Origin of the sequence: Rhodococcus sp. F64268 (assembly GCF_023015605.1) — a bacterium.
Classification (GTDB): domain Bacteria; phylum Actinomycetota; class Actinomycetes; order Mycobacteriales; family Mycobacteriaceae; genus Rhodococcus.
The window spans coordinates 203,793-217,669 of the sequence record NZ_JALKAI010000006.1 but is presented as its reverse complement, the minus strand read 5'-3'; the positions used below and the strand labels follow the sequence as shown (position 1 = coordinate 217,669).

The following is a 13,877-nucleotide window of genomic DNA, read 5'->3' as shown; positions in this document are numbered from 1 at the left end:
GAGACCATGAGCACCAGCGCGTCCGACATCGCCACCTGGATGATCGACATCATCAACACCGAACGCCGGGTCGGCCAGGCCGACATGGTCGACGCCATCGAATCGAAGTTCGGCTCGGAGTGGATCTACGTGGGCGACAGCGGTCACCCGTCGGTCGACCGGACCGTCCTCAAGGAGTTCCGCAAGGCACACCGCGGCGCCGTCAAGTGGCATCGCGAAGACCTTGCCTGGTACGTCGATGACAAGCCGGAAGCCGGCGCGGACGACAAGCCGGAAACCGGCGCGGACGAGTCCTCGGCGGCGCAGTAGCCACCCAGCGCTCACTCGGTCGAGCCGGTTCCCGCCGACGAACCCTTATCTGCCCGCTACCCGCGACCACCCGTCCTCGTCACGCTCGACGAGTCCCTCCATCTCCAGCAAGGGCAACGCCGCGCGCACGCGGTCGACCGGAACACCCGCAGACTCCGCTACCGCGATCGGTTCGCACGTTCCCACCGCAGGCAATGCCTCGTAGACGAGTGCCAGATCTCCCGAGAGGCCGTCGAGCGCCCGAACGAACCGGGCATCCCGGTCGTCGCCGGCTTCGAGGAGTGGACCGCATTCCTCGACGACTTCCCGTGCATTGCCCACCAGCCGTGCTTCGCCCTCACGAATCATTCGGTGACATCCCTGCGACGCCGCCGAGGTGACCGGGCCCGGCACCGCCACCACCGGCCGGCCCAGCCGCCGAGCCCACGCCGCCGTGTTACGGGCGCCGCTGCGCCAGCCTGCCTCTGCGACCACGGTTCCCGCAGACAGCGCCGCGATGAGCCGGTTGCGCGCAAGGAACCGGTACCGCGCGGGCACGGTGCCGGGCGGGTATTCGCTGACCACCAAACCTGATTCGGAGATTCCTCGCAGGAGCTTCGCGTGCGCTGCAGGGTAGGCCCGGTCCACGCCGCACGCGAGTATCGCAACGGTCGTGCCTCCCACTCCAAGTGCAGCGCGATGTGCTGCGGCATCGATCCCGAAGGCCGCCCCGGATACCACCGTCCACCCGTCGACGGCGAGGTCGCCTGCGATCTCTGCTGTCACGTGCTCGCCGTAACCGCTCGCGGCGCGCGTGCCCACGATCCCGATCGCGCGCTCGACGAGCTCATCGAGCCGTCGTTGCCCCCATACCCACAGCGCGAGCGGCGGCCCCTCCGCATCGGTGGCAGTGTCCAGCTGGTCGAACCCGAGCATCTGCCATGCGGGCCACTCGTCATCGTCCGGAGTGACGAGCCGCCCCCCGGCCCGATTCAAGCGATCGAGGTCGGTTGCGGCCGTATCGAGATGAACGCGAGCCGCGAGTTTCGCGGTGAGTTCGGCACCGGCCGAATCTTCCCGCAGTGAGTGCGCAACCTCCACTACTCCATGCTCGGCGATCGCCGCGGAGACCATCCTCGAAGCACCGAGCGTGACCGTCGAGAGATATGCCCACGCGTGCCGTCTCTCGTCGCTGTTCGGTGTCGCGTCGACGGTCGTCCCGCTGGTGGTTCGACCGGTCACGCGGCACCTCGATCCCGGAAGTCGAGCGCGGCGGCCACGTGGATCTCGCTGGGCCGGGAAGCTCCTTCCAAGTCGCAAAGGGTCCAGGCAACTCTCAATGCCCGGTCGGCCCCTCGTGCCGTGATCGCACCCTTACGCAGCGCCCATTCCACCGGTTTGACCACCGTGGCAGGCAACCGGAATTTCTGGCGAAGGGCCGGCCCCGGAACCTCCGCGTTCGTCGCCCACCCGAAGTCGTTCCACCGCTCCGCCGCAGCGGCACGCGCGGTCGCGACTCGGGTTCGTACATCGTCGGTGCTCTCCCCTGCCTCGCCCATCAGCGCACTCGTCGCGACCGATTGCATCCTCACCCGCAAGTCGACACGGTCGAGCAAGGGTCCCGACAGCCGTCCCAGATATCGGCGCCGCGCTGTGGGCACGCACACGCAATCGGCGTCGCGCGCCGGCGCGCACGGGCAGGGATTTGCTGCCAGCACCAGTTGGAATCGGGCGGGATATCGGGCGACGCCGTCTCGGCGTGCAATCCGAACCTCTCCGTCCTCGAGAGGTGTTCGCAATGCTTCGAGAGTCTTCGTTCCCATCTCTGCCACCTCGTCGAGGAACAACACTCCGCGGTGCGCGCGACTGACCGCTCCCGGGGTGGCCATGCCCGTGCCACCACCGATGAGCGAAGCCACCGTCGCGGTGTGATGGGGAGCGATGAACGGCGGTTCTGTGACAAGGGGCCGATCCGCCGTGAGGGTGCCTGCCACCGAATGAACCGCGGTCACTTCGAGTGCGTGAGTTTCGTTCAGTTCGGGGAGGATTCCGGGAAGGCGCTGGGCCAGCATCGTCTTCCCGATGCCCGGTGGACCGGTGAGCATGAGGTGGTGGGCGCCCGCGGCAGCGACCTCGATCGCGCGGCGAGCCTCGTGCTGCCCGACGACTTCGCTGAGGTCGGCGCGGAGCGTTCGTGCGGGCGCCGCCCGCGGGTCGGGGCGTTCGAGCGGTCCGTCACCCTGTAGCCACAACACCACGTCGCGCAGACTGTCGGCGCCGTACACATCGATCCCCGCGACGAGTGACGCCTCGGTCATCATCGCGGTGGGAACCACTACTCGCGACCATCCGTAGTTGTTCGCCGTGACGACGGCTGGAAGTACTCCACGGATCGGTCGCAACCGGCCGTCGAGCGCAAGCTCGCCCAGCAGAATCGTTTTCGTCATCGGTTCGAGCGGTACGACATCGGCTGCGTTGAGCACCGCGCATGCGAGAGCCAGATCGTAGACACTGCCCATTTTGGGCAGTGTCGCAGGTGACAGCGCGAGTACCACCTTCGAGTCCGGCCATTTCCCACCGGAGTTGGACACCGCTGCGCGCACTCGGTCACGCGATTCCTGCAGCGCAGTATCGGGCAACCCGACCATCTTCACACCCGGCAATCCGCCACCGATGTCGGCCTCGATCTCGACCACGTGTCCGTCGATACCTGCCACGGCCACCGACCATGCCTTCCCCAGCGCCATCAGAACACCTGCTTACGGTGGGTGATTTCGGGGGCTTTCCCGCGAATCAGCACGACCGTCACGATGTCGATGCGGATGCGATCCCATCGCCGGTCCTGGTCGGCGAGCCACAAACCGGCCAGCCTCCGCAACCGCTCCGCCTTGACGCGCGTGACGGCCTCGGCCGGCGTACCGTACCCGAACCCGGTTCGGGTTTTCACCTCGACGAACACGAGGACCGCGCCGTCCTGCGCGATCAGGTCCAACTCGCCGTACCGGCACCGCCAGTTCCGTTCGAGAACCACCATTCCAGTGGACTCGAGGTGTTCTGCGGCAAGGTCCTCGCCGCGGATCCCCACATCTTGATTTCGTCCCATCCCTATCGCTCCTCCCTGCGTGCACACACTGTGCAGCAGCGAGATCGGGTGAGCGGACCGTCTCAGGCCCGATAGGGGAAATCTGTGGAGGAAACGACCGGTTGGGGACAACCGCCGAGGCATTGCCCGTCGTACGGCAACCCTGTCCGAGTTGTTTGTTACGGTGCGGGGCTCACCCCAGCTTGTCGGGCAGACGAAGTTCGGGTTTGTCGAGCTCTTCGATGTTGACGTCCTTGAAGGTGATCACCCGGACATGCTTGACGAACCGGGCGGGACGGTACATGTCCCACACCCACGCATCCGACATCCGAACTTCGAAATACACCTCGCCGTTGGCGTTGTGGGGCAGCAGTTCGACGGCGTTGGCAAGATAGAAGCGCCGCTCGGTTTCGACGACGTAGGCGAACTGACCGACGATGTCGCGGTACTCCCGGTAAAGCGAGAGTTCCATCTCGGTTTCGTACTTCTCGAGATCCTCGGCGCTCATCGGTCTCGGTGTCCTCCCACTCTGGTGTGTCCTGCCATCATCTCGCATCCGCTCCGGCTCCGACGAGCCGGCGTCGGAACGGTGCTTCGCCGCATGCTGCGGCCACGTTCGCCCATGATCTCCGATGCTCGGGTGACGGGCCGAGCTCGCGCAGTGCCGCCATGTGCACAGCCGTGCTGTAGCCCTTGTGTATCGCGAAACCGTACCCCGGATACGTTCGATCCAACCCGACCATGATCCGGTCGCGAGTCACCTTCGCAAGAACACTCGCCGCCGCGATGCATGACGCGGCGCCGTCCCCGCCGATCACCGGCAGCGACGGCGCAGGCAGGCCCGGAACCCGGAAGCCGTCGGTGAGGACGTATCCCGGCGCGACCAACAGACCCGCGACAGCGCGTCTCATCCCCTCGATGTTGGCGACGTGGATTCCGATGGCGTCGACCTCGTCGGCGGGCACCTCCACCACACTCCACGCGAGCGCGCGGCGCACGATCGCGTCGTAGAGTTCCTCGCGGGTCTTCTCCGTCAGTTTCTTCGAATCGTCCAGGCGATCCAGCGACGGGTGTGGTTTCGGCTCCAGGATGCAGGCGGCGATGACCAGCGGGCCTGCACACGGTCCACGCCCTGCTTCATCGACACCGGCGACCGGGCCGAGCCCGCATCGCAGCAGCGTCGATTCCATCGTCCGTAGACCCGATGATCGACGGATCACCGGTCGCGGGGGCCAGGTACTCACGAAGGCATGATCTCCGGGGAATCGATGAGGCCCCATCGGCCGGGGGGCAGCACGATGAAGCGCGCCTTTCCGATGACATTCTCCAACGGAATGGACCCTTGATGCTCGTCACCGACGTGATAGCGGGAGTCCGCGGAATTGCTTCGGTTGTCGCCCATCACCCACACATGGCCCTCGGGCACCGTGACAGGACCGAAGCAGCGTCCGGACGGCACTTCGGTGTCGCACGTGACGACACCGGGTGTGAACGGGTAGTCCATCTTCACGTACGGTTCGTCGATCGGTTGTCCGTCGACGAGAATGCGGCCCTGGTCATCGCAGCACTCGACGGTCTGTCCGCCCACCGCGATCACGCGCTTGACGAGGTCGTTCTCGTCCGGCGGGACCAACCCGACGAGCGAGCCCACTTCCTGGAGTCCGCGTATGACCGTGTTGTCGGAGCGCGTCGAGGTGTAACCCTCGGACCACGAATCGGGTCCCTTGAACACGATGACGTCTCCGGGACGCGGATCACCGAATCGGTAACCGATCTTCTCGACGACGATGCGGTCGCCGGTGCACCCGGGGCAACCGTGCAGCGTCGGTTCCATCGATTCGGACGGGATCAGGTACACGCGGGCAACGAAGGTCTGGAGGAGGAAACTCAGCGCGAGCGCGACGACGAGCAGGATCGGTAGTTCACGCCAGAACGATTTCTGCTTCTTCGTGTTCTTCTCGGTTCCGCGGTCGTCGCTCGAGTCGTCCGGTTCCTCCCTTCTGTGGTGGGCACCGCGCGTCCGGTTGTGTGCCGAGAGTCGGTCGTCGCCAAATCGGTTCGCGTCCGGCCCGGCCGGTTCGTGCGGTGAATCTGCCACCGGACAAGACTAGCGTCTACCCGAATCTCGTACCTGCAGCCACTGCTCGGCGGTCGATGAGTCGCACATGCTCACGGCAGTCCGACGAGGCGGCATTCGAACAGATACGACCGAGCCCGGCCCGGAAGTGAATCCGGGCCGGGCTCGTAAGGTATGCCGTCAAGCAGCGACGATCAGCGCTTTTCCTTGATCTTCGCAGCCTTGCCGCGCAGCTCGCGCAGGTAGTACAGCTTCGCGCGACGGACGTCGCCGCGGGTGAGGACGTCGATCTTCGCGAGGTTCGGGCTGTGCACCGGGAAGGTGCGCTCGACACCGACACCGAACGAGATCTTGCGGACGGTGAAGGTCTCGCGGATGCCGCCGCCCTGGCGACGAATCACGACGCCCTTGAAGACCTGCACACGCTCCTTCGAGCCCTCGATAACCTTGACGTGCACGTCGAGCGTGTCGCCGGGGCGGAAGTTCGGAATGTCGTCGCGCAGCGACTTGGCGTCCAGAAAGTCCAGGGTGTTCATCGGTGTTCTATCCTCTTGTTCGCTCGAGCAGAGGAACCTGGCGGCGACCGCCGTGAGGCGGGCTCGACCGGTTCGTGCCCAGATCAGGTAGGCGTGCCCGAACGGGGCAACCTGTCTATAGTGCCAGACTCCACCTGGTTGGGTGAAATCCCGGGTGCCCGGGCCGGGTGCACGGTCCTGTCGAGAACGGCCTCGGCCGCGATTCGTGAATGCTCGACGCTGCCGAGCACCGCTTCGAAAGTCGGGGCACCCGCAACGAGGTCCTGCACGAAGATCTTCGCTCGGATCACCGGTCTGCGGAATCTCCGCTCACGCGCGATCGCGCGAGACATCTTCCGTGTCTTGCCCTGGTAGCGCCAGCGGGCCCAGGGTGCCCCCGGCCGCGAGAGGCGTACCGCGCCGACCCAGAGCAACGGAACGATGAACAGTCCGACCAGACCGGTCCAGATCTTGCCCTTGGCCAGCACCACGCCGGCGAGCAGCAGATTCAGCAGCACCAATACCACCAGAACGAATCGGCTCGCCCAGTCTCCGCGATCGTCGAAAGTGGTGAGGTCGACGAGATCGAGGGGTTGCAGACCGAGCAGAAGCATCCCGGTCACAGCGATGGCGACGAACACGGCGTCGACGGAGACACGTCCTTCTTCCTCCCAATACACGTCGTGGAGATAGAAGATGAGCGCGAACTCGTCGAGCGTCAGGGCCGCTCCCACCCCGAACAGCGCGGCGAAAATGGCGATGACGGTCCTGGAGCCCACCTCGTACACCGAGATGAGACCGCCACCCGCGATGACCATCGTGATCACCCCGAACACCATGTGGTGAACGTGAAGTCCCCCTGGCGTGATGTTGCCGGGCCACCACCGCACCTTCGCCCGGATCATCCGCACGCTGATGCGGATGAACACGAATGCGACGACGAAACCCAGCAGGAAGCACAGCAGTGGCAATCGCCCCTGATCGATGATCTCGGTTCGGAGCAAGTTCATCATCGCGGCACCGACGCCCTCGTTTCGGCGACCCAGAAGTCTTCCGGCCGTGAAACCCGCACGGCTTTCAGCATCCCAGGCGCCGGTCGATCGCGGCGCGATACGACCGGCACGCGGGAACGGCTACTTGCCGAATCCTGCCCGACGAAGAGCGTCGGCCATCGATCCGGATGCAGGTGCGGTGTCGGGACGCCGGCTCTGCCTGCCACCACCTTGCTTGGCGCCCCCCTGTCCACGGCCACGGCTGCCGCCCTGTCCGCGACCGCTGCTCTGCTGACCGCGGGGAGCGGGCCGAGGTCCACCTTGGCGGCCACCGCGCGCGGCACCGCCGTCACTGTCGGATCCTGACGGGATCTCGTCGTCGAGGCGCAAGGTGAGACTGATGCGCTGTCGCGGAACGTCGACGTCGAGCACCTTGACCTTGACGACCTCACCCGACTTCACCACATCGTGCGGATCCTGGACGAAGCTCTTCGACATCGCCGAGACGTGCACGAGTCCGTCCTGGTGAACCCCGACGTCGACGAACGCGCCGAAGGCGGCGACGTTGGTGACGACTCCCTCGAGCACCATGCCCGGAGTCAGGTCTCCGACCTTCTCGATTCCTGCGGCGAACGTGGCGGTCTTGAACTCGGGACGCGGATCGCGACCCGGCTTCTCGAGTTCGCTGATGATGTCGGTGACGGTCGGCAGACCGAACTTGTCGTCGACGAAGTCCTCCGGCCGCAGTTCGGCGAGGAGAGCAGAACTGCCGATCAGTTCGAGGACGCCGGTGCCGCTCCGGTCGACGATCCGCCGGACCACCGGGTAGGCCTCGGGGTGCACTGCGGACGCGTCGAGTGGGTCGTCGCCGCCTGGGATGCGAAGGAAGCCCGCACATTGTTCGAAGGCCTTCGGGCCGAGTCGCGCGACGTCCTTGAGCGCCTTACGCGTGCGGAACGGGCCGTTCTGATCGCGGTGGGTGACGATGCTCTCGGCAAGTGATCCGGTGATGCCCGAGACTCGGGACAACAACGGGACCGAAGCGGTGTTGACGTCGACTCCCACGGCGTTCACCGCGTCTTCGACGACCGCACCGAGCGACCGGGCGAGCATCGTCTCGGACACGTCGTGCTGATACTGGCCCACGCCGATCGACTTGGGGTCGATCTTGACGAGTTCGGCGAGCGGATCCTGCAGGCGCCGCGCGATCGAGACCGCACCGCGGATCGACACGTCCAGGTCGGGCAATTCCTGCGAGGCGTATGCGGAGGCCGAATACACCGACGCGCCGGCTTCCGACACCACGATCTTGGTCACGTTGGTGAAACCGGACTTGGCGATCAACTCCGAGGCGAGGGCGTCGGTCTCGCGGGAGGCGGTGCCGTTGCCGATGGCGATGAGTTCGACACCGTGCTTCGCCACCAGAGCTGCAAGAGTCGCGAGCGCCTGGTCGTGCTTGTTGTGCGGCTGGTGCGGATAGATCGTCGTGTGGTCGACGACCTTGCCCGTCGCGTCGACAACGGCGACCTTGGTGCCGGTGCGGAAGCCGGGGTCGAGGCCCATCGTGGGGCGTGTTCCGGCCGGCGCTGCAAGCAAGAGGTCGCGAAGGTTCGCAGCGAACACGTCGACGGCGTCGCTTTCGGCGGATTGCTTGAGTCGCATCCGCACGTCGATACCCATCGACACCTGCAAACGGGTGCGCCACGCCCAGCGCACGGTGTCGAGCAGCCAGCGATCGGCGGCGCGTCCTCGGTCGGCGATTCCGAAGCGACCGGCGATCCGGCCTTCGTAGTACGACGGTGCCCCGGGCTCCTGCTCTTCGAGTTCGGGTTCCAGCGACAGACTGAGCACTTCTTCCTTCTCGCCGCGCAGCGCCGCGAGGATACGGTGCGAGGGCAGGTCGGCGAACGGCTCGGAGAATTCGAAGTAGTCGGCGAACTTCGCGCCTTCGGTTTCCTTGCCCGGCCGCACCGCGGATTTCAGTCCACCGCGTTGCCACATGGCTTCACGTAGCTCACCGACGAGGTCGGCGTCTTCGGCAAATCGTTCGACGAGGATCGCCCGGGCACCATCGAGTTGCTCGGCGCTGTACTGCGCGGGATCGGTGGTCGGATCGCCGATGAGTGCGTCGGCCACGGGCTCGTGTCCGGCCTCGCGGGCGATCTGAGCTTTCGTCCGGCGTTTGGGCTTGTAGGGCAGGTAGATATCTTCGAGGCGGGCCTTCGTCTCGGCAAGCATGATCTGTCCGCGGAGTTCGTCGTCGAGTTTGCCCTGCTCGTCGATCGATTCGAGAATCGCAGCGCGGCGTTCGTCGAGTTCGCGCAGGTACCTCAAGCGTTCTTCGAGGGTGCGGAGTTGGGCGTCGTCGAGCCCCCCGGTGACCTCCTTGCGGTAGCGAGCAATGAACGGCACGGTCGAGCCGCCGTCGAGCAGTTCCACCGCCGCAGCCACCTGGTTCTCGCGGACGTCGAGTTCGTCGGCGATGCGCCGGTTCACGGTGTCGAGTTGGGTCGTCACGACGATCGACCCTACCTTTATCCTTTCGTGTGGTCCCCGTGGCGCCACGAGCACCTGCTCGGCGGACACCGAACTTCGACTATCGGCGCGCTGTGCGTCGCACAATGGAATACAGGAGCATGCAATGACCCGGGATCGGTTCCGGTCGGGCTTGGCGTTGCTGGTCGTAGCAGCAACGTTGTCGGCGTGCGGCACGCCCCTGAACGGGTTGACTGCCCCAGGGTCCGAGGTGTCCGCTGCGGGCCTGCACGTAGCGGCCGGCGCCAGTACCGACATCACGACTCCGATCAGGATGGACGGGCTCGCAGACCGCATCGACACGGCGACACGACTCGCAGCCGAACGTGGCGCCGAGGTCACGGTAGCCATCTTGGACCGCGATACAGGTGCGCGAACGGTCGGCGGCGTCGACGAGCCCATCGAGACTGCATCGGTGGTCAAACTGTTCATCGCCGACGACCTGCTGTTCCGCGAAGGAATCGGCGAGATCCTGCTGACCGACGACCACTACGACCTGATCCGCGCCATGCTCACCCGGTCGGATGATTCGGCTGCGTCTCTGTTGTGGGATGCATTCGGCGGTCCCGAGATCGTCGCTCGTGTCGTCGAGCGGCACGCCCTCCGAGGAACGGTCGCCCCTGTCGACTTCTGGTGGAACACCCTCACCACCGCATCGGACATCTTGACCTGGTACGACCATCTGCTCGGCAGCACGGACGGATTCGACGAACCTGCCGGTGCCCGGATCATCGGGTATCTGCTCGAGTGGGAGCCCACTGGAGCAGATGGTTACGATCAGCAGTTCGGTCTGTCCGCTGGACTCCCGGACACGGTGGATCTCGGCTCCAAGGCGGGGTGGATGTGTTGCCTCGGATCACAGTGGATTCACTTGTCGACCGGATTCTTCGGCGACGACCACCGGTATGTGGTCGCCGTGTTGTCGCGGGAGACAGTGACCTACGAAGACCCCGAGTACGACGGCACGTTCCTTCCCGACACCTCGATGTACGACGCATCCGACGACCAGAGCGCCCGGCATGCACGCGACACGTTGACGATGGTGGTGGAGACCGTCTTCGGCTGATCCGGCTCAGTCGCCGGTGAGCAGATCGGGACGTCGCTCGCGTGTCCGGGCCAACGACTGTTCGCGGCGCCACTGTGCGACCTTGCTGTGGTCTCCGGAGAGCAGGACCGGGGGAACTTCGAGGCCACGCCAGGACGCGGGCCGCGTGTAGCTGGGGCCTTCGAGCAACCCGTCGGAGAACGAATCCTCCTGGTGCGACTGTTGATTGCCGAGTACGCCGGGAAGCAGGCGCACGACTGCCTCGACCATGACCAGTACGGCGACCTCGCCGCCGATCAGTACGTAGTCGCCGATGCTGACTTCCTCGACGCGGACGCGTTTCGCAGCGTCGTCGAATACTCGTTGGTCGATGCCCTCGTAGCGACCGCACGCGAAGACGATGCGTTTCTCGGTCGACCACCGTTGTGCGGTGGCCTGGTCGAACGGCCTGCCCGCGGGAGTGGGGACGACGAGCAGCACATCCGAGTCGGTTTCGCTCTCGTCGACATCGAGGACGTCGTCGAGAGCGGGGCCCCAGACGGTGGGTTTCATGACCATGCCCGGTCCGCCACCGTAGGGCGAATCGTCGACGGCCTTGTGAACGTCGTGGGTCCAGTCACGCAGGTTGTGCACGCCGACCGAGATCAGACCCTTGTCGATCGCCTTGCCGAGCAGTGCCGCGCGTAGTGGTTCGAGATATTCCGGAAAGATGGTGACCACGTCGAGCCGCACAGGCTACTCGTTTTCCTCGGTTGTCCGGCGCAGCTTCGTTTCCCGCTGCTTCTTCGCTTTGGTGGGCGGCTCTCCGAAATCGGGATCGAGCAGGCCGCCGGGTGGGTCGATCTCGATCATGCCGTCGGCGACCGACACCGTCGGAACGATCTCGGTGACGAACGGGATGAGAATCTCCCGGCTCGAATCGTCGGCGGGCCGGATTGCCAGAAGTTCGCCCGCGGCGGTGTGCAGGACCTCACGTACGGTGCCGATCTCGGTACCGCCATCGGGGCGGCCCGCCACGATCCGCACCGGCAAACCTTCGAGTTCGTGATCGTAGAACTCGTCGGGGTCGGAAGAGGGCGACAGATCGTCGCTGTCGACGACGAACAGGATGCCCCGCATCGCATCTGAACCGGTGCGGTCGGCTACCCCGGTGAGACGCAGCAGAAGCCGCCCGGAATGCTCCCGGGCGGCTTCCACCGTGTAGTTGTGCAGCTTCTGCTCGCGGGGTTTGCGGCCACGCAGGACCGCACCTACGGCGAAGCGCTCGTCGGGTTCGTCGGTACGGACCTCCACGACCACTTCACCTTTGATGCCGTGCGACTTGACGACACGGCCGACCACGAGCTCCACCGACGCGCCCTAACGGTCGGTGTCGACGACGTCGACGCGGATGCCTCGGCCACCGATTCCGGTGACGAGGGTCCGCAGCGCCGTCGCGGTGCGGCCACCGCGACCGATCACCTTGCCGAGATCGTCAGGATTGACGTGAACCTCGACGGTGCGGCCACGGCGACCGGTGATGAGATCGACGCGCACATCATCGGGGTGCGAGACGATGCCTCGGACGAGATGCTCGACCGCATCGGCCACCACGGCGCTCATTACTCGGCGGCCTCGGTGGACTCAGCAGCAGCCTCGGTGGCCTCTTCCTTGGCGGCCTTCTTCTTCTTGGGGGTGATCGCCTCGGCAGCCGGCTCGTTCTCGGCCTGTGCGAGTGCGGCCTGGAACAGTTCGAGCTTGGTCGGCTTGGGCTCTGCCTTGCGCAGGGTGCCCTCGGTGCCCGGCAGGCCCTTGAACTTCTGCCAGTCACCGGTGATCTTGAGAAGGTTGAGAACGGGCTCGGTGGGCTGTGCACCGACGCTCAGCCAGTACTGCGCGCGCTCCGAGTCGATCTCGATGATCGACGGATCTTCCTTCGGCTGGTACAGGCCGATGGTCTCGATAGCACGGCCGTTGCGGCGGGTACGCGAGTCGGCGACGACAACGCGGTACTGCGGGTTGCGGATCTTGCCGAGACGGGTGAGCTTGATCTTGACAGACACTGCTGTGTTCTCCTTCGCGCGCAGAGCGCGCATGTCACGTGCAATTCGGACGGCGCGCCCGATTGGCACGCCCGGTTTTGCCTCTAACCTGTGACCGTCGCGCGGTACGGAACCGGATGCGACGACAGCGGTCCATTCTGCCAGACGTGGGAACCGGACCGGAAATCGACCTCAACAGGAGGCCATGGCAACGGCGCCGCGCAGAACTACCAGGTCGGGGCGGGCAGATCCCGGATCGGTGCGGGGGTCGTCCGCGTAGACGATCAGGTCGGCCGATGTCCCCGGCTCGAGACTCGGATGTCCGAGCCAGGCGCGGGCCGCCCAGCTCGCTGCCGCGAAGGCCTCGTTCGCGTCGAGTCCGACCTTGCCGAGCGCGGCGATCTCATCGGCGATCCGCCCGTGCTGCACCTGTCCGCCCGCGTCGGTGCCCGCGTAGATCGGAACGCCGGCATCGTGGGCGGCGCCGATCGTGTCGGCGACACGCGCATGGAGGTCTCGCATGTGCGCGGCGTACACGGGGAAGCGTGTGGCCGAGTCGGCGATGCCGGGGAAGTTCTCGATGTTGACCAGGGTCGGGACCAACGCTGTGCCGTTCGCCGCCATCGTCGCGATCGTCTCGTCGGTCAGGCCGGTGCCGTGTTCGATGCAGTCGATGCCTGCGGCGAGCAGGCCGGGCAACGCGTCCTCACCGAACACATGTGCTGTGACGCGGGCACCCACGCGATGTGCCGCGGCGATCGCTTCGACGAGGATCGCGTCGCTCCACAGCGGGGCCAGATCGCCGGCATCCCGGTCGATCCAGTCGCCGATGAGCTTGACCCAGCCGTCGCCTGCGCGGGCCTGCCGCACGACCTCGTCAGGAAGTTGCGATTCGTCCTCGAGGTCGACCGGCAGACCACGGATGTAGCGCTTCGGAAGGGCGATGTGCCGTCCGGCGCGGATGATCCTGGGCAGATCGGGCCGGGCGTCGAATGCGCGGGTGTCGGCCGGGGATCCGGCGTCGCGCAGAAGTAGGACGCCCGCGTCGCGTTCGATGACGGCTTGCGCGAGAGCACCCGCTTCGTCTTCGACTCCTCCACCGAACCGGATCCCGACGTGACAATGCGCGTCGACCAGACCCGGCAGCACCCACCCTCCGGTCGACAGCACCTGTGCTCCGGGAATGGGCTCACGGGCGAATTCGCCGTCTGCACCGATCCACAATTCGACGGGTTCACCGTCCGGCAGGGATCTGCCGCGCACGACGAACGGGCCTCCAGCACCGACCCCGACCACGACCGGGCCTCCTGATTCTCGCGACT

General features: G+C 65.9%; 16 protein-coding genes. 2 read left to right on the top strand and 14 right to left on the bottom strand.

Going from position 1 to position 13,877, the window contains the following annotated elements:
• Window positions 1-6: 6 nt before the first annotated feature.
• On the top strand, window positions 7-309 hold the full coding sequence (locus tag MWU77_RS17025; RefSeq protein WP_169688656.1) for a hypothetical protein: 303 nt from the start codon (window positions 7-9) through the stop codon (window positions 307-309).
• 45 nt (window positions 310-354) lie between these two features.
• Here the strand turns inward: MWU77_RS17025 and dprA are convergent, their stop codons facing one another.
• The 9 genes from dprA to MWU77_RS16980 form a co-directional block, all read right to left on the bottom strand.
• Window positions 355-1,530, bottom strand: coding sequence for a DNA-processing protein DprA (gene dprA, locus MWU77_RS17020; RefSeq protein ID WP_247274302.1), 1,176 nt, complete (start codon window positions 1,528-1,530; stop codon window positions 355-357).
• Complete coding sequence (locus tag MWU77_RS17015) at window positions 1,527-3,035, bottom strand: YifB family Mg chelatase-like AAA ATPase (RefSeq protein WP_247274301.1); 1,509 nt, start codon at window positions 3,033-3,035, stop codon at window positions 1,527-1,529. Before MWU77_RS17015 ends, dprA begins: the two co-directional genes overlap by 4 nt.
• Window positions 3,035-3,391: a YraN family protein gene (locus MWU77_RS17010; protein WP_169688654.1), complete on the bottom strand. Its 357-nt coding sequence runs from the start codon at window positions 3,389-3,391 to the stop codon at window positions 3,035-3,037. The genes MWU77_RS17015 and MWU77_RS17010 overlap by 1 nt, the downstream gene beginning before the upstream one ends.
• Before the next feature lie 172 nt (window positions 3,392-3,563).
• Complete coding sequence (locus MWU77_RS17005; protein WP_006550963.1) at window positions 3,564-3,878, bottom strand: DUF2469 domain-containing protein; 315 nt, start codon at window positions 3,876-3,878, stop codon at window positions 3,564-3,566.
• Between the two features lie 37 nt (window positions 3,879-3,915).
• Window positions 3,916-4,614, bottom strand: coding sequence for a ribonuclease HII (locus MWU77_RS17000; RefSeq protein ID WP_247274300.1), 699 nt, complete (start codon window positions 4,612-4,614; stop codon window positions 3,916-3,918).
• Entirely contained in the window at window positions 4,611-5,468 is an 858-nt protein-coding gene (gene lepB, locus MWU77_RS16995; RefSeq protein ID WP_247274299.1) for a signal peptidase I, read from the bottom strand. Before lepB ends, MWU77_RS17000 begins: the two co-directional genes overlap by 4 nt.
• 173 nt (window positions 5,469-5,641) lie before the next feature.
• On the bottom strand, window positions 5,642-5,983 hold the full coding sequence (gene rplS / locus MWU77_RS16990; protein WP_054715236.1) for a 50S ribosomal protein L19: 342 nt from the start codon (window positions 5,981-5,983) through the stop codon (window positions 5,642-5,644).
• An 83-nt stretch (window positions 5,984-6,066) separates the two neighbouring features.
• The gene (locus MWU77_RS16985) at window positions 6,067-6,975 is read right to left on the bottom strand and encodes a hypothetical protein (RefSeq protein ID WP_169688651.1); all 909 of its coding nucleotides are present in this window, start codon (window positions 6,973-6,975) and stop codon (window positions 6,067-6,069) included.
• 120 nt (window positions 6,976-7,095) lie between these two features.
• Complete coding sequence (locus MWU77_RS16980) at window positions 7,096-9,471, bottom strand: Tex family protein (RefSeq protein WP_247274298.1); 2,376 nt, start codon at window positions 9,469-9,471, stop codon at window positions 7,096-7,098.
• A gap of 124 nt (window positions 9,472-9,595) precedes the next feature.
• Here MWU77_RS16980 and MWU77_RS16975 point away from each other — a divergent pair, with 124 nt between their 5' ends.
• Window positions 9,596-10,555: a serine hydrolase gene (locus tag MWU77_RS16975; protein ID WP_247274297.1), complete on the top strand. Its 960-nt coding sequence runs from the start codon at window positions 9,596-9,598 to the stop codon at window positions 10,553-10,555.
• A gap of 6 nt (window positions 10,556-10,561) precedes the next feature.
• On the opposite strand, the gene trmD is transcribed toward MWU77_RS16975, so the two are convergent.
• The 5 genes from trmD to MWU77_RS16950 form a co-directional block, all read right to left on the bottom strand.
• On the bottom strand, window positions 10,562-11,266 hold the full coding sequence (gene trmD, locus MWU77_RS16970) for a tRNA (guanosine(37)-N1)-methyltransferase TrmD (RefSeq protein WP_169688648.1): 705 nt from the start codon (window positions 11,264-11,266) through the stop codon (window positions 10,562-10,564).
• A gap of 3 nt (window positions 11,267-11,269) precedes the next feature.
• A complete protein-coding gene (gene rimM / locus MWU77_RS16965; protein ID WP_247274296.1) occupies window positions 11,270-11,884 on the bottom strand; it encodes a ribosome maturation factor RimM in 615 nt (204 codons plus the stop codon).
• A gap of 9 nt (window positions 11,885-11,893) precedes the next feature.
• Window positions 11,894-12,136 carry an RNA-binding protein gene (locus MWU77_RS16960; protein WP_169688646.1) on the bottom strand — a complete coding sequence of 81 codons (243 nt, stop codon included), beginning with the start codon at window positions 12,134-12,136 and terminating at the stop codon, window positions 11,894-11,896.
• Entirely contained in the window at window positions 12,136-12,576 is a 441-nt protein-coding gene (gene rpsP / locus MWU77_RS16955; RefSeq protein WP_169688645.1) for a 30S ribosomal protein S16, read from the bottom strand. The genes MWU77_RS16960 and rpsP overlap by 1 nt, the downstream gene beginning before the upstream one ends.
• Window positions 12,577-12,747: 171 nt before the next feature.
• The gene (locus tag MWU77_RS16950) at window positions 12,748-13,851 is read right to left on the bottom strand and encodes an amidohydrolase family protein (RefSeq protein WP_247274295.1); all 1,104 of its coding nucleotides are present in this window, start codon (window positions 13,849-13,851) and stop codon (window positions 12,748-12,750) included.
• Window positions 13,852-13,877 lie beyond the last annotated feature (26 nt).

Excerpts from the sequence above, each read along its gene's own strand:
- MWU77_RS17025 (WP_169688656.1), top strand. The coding sequence starts at position 7 with ATGAGCACCAGCGCGTCCGACATCGCCACCTGGATGATCGACATCATC.
- rplS (WP_054715236.1), bottom strand. The coding sequence starts at position 5,983 with ATGAACACCCTGGACTTTCTGGACGCCAAGTCGCTGCGCGACGACATT.
- MWU77_RS16985 (WP_169688651.1), bottom strand. The coding sequence starts at position 6,975 with ATGATGAACTTGCTCCGAACCGAGATCATCGATCAGGGGCGATTGCCA.
- MWU77_RS17005 (WP_006550963.1), bottom strand. The coding sequence starts at position 3,878 with ATGAGCGCCGAGGATCTCGAGAAGTACGAAACCGAGATGGAACTCTCG.
- MWU77_RS16975 (WP_247274297.1), top strand. The coding sequence starts at position 9,596 with ATGACCCGGGATCGGTTCCGGTCGGGCTTGGCGTTGCTGGTCGTAGCA.
- MWU77_RS17010 (WP_169688654.1), bottom strand. The coding sequence starts at position 3,391 with ATGGGACGAAATCAAGATGTGGGGATCCGCGGCGAGGACCTTGCCGCA.
- MWU77_RS16960 (WP_169688646.1), bottom strand. The coding sequence starts at position 12,136 with ATGAGCGCCGTGGTGGCCGATGCGGTCGAGCATCTCGTCCGAGGCATC.
- MWU77_RS17015 (WP_247274301.1), bottom strand. The coding sequence starts at position 3,035 with ATGGCGCTGGGGAAGGCATGGTCGGTGGCCGTGGCAGGTATCGACGGA.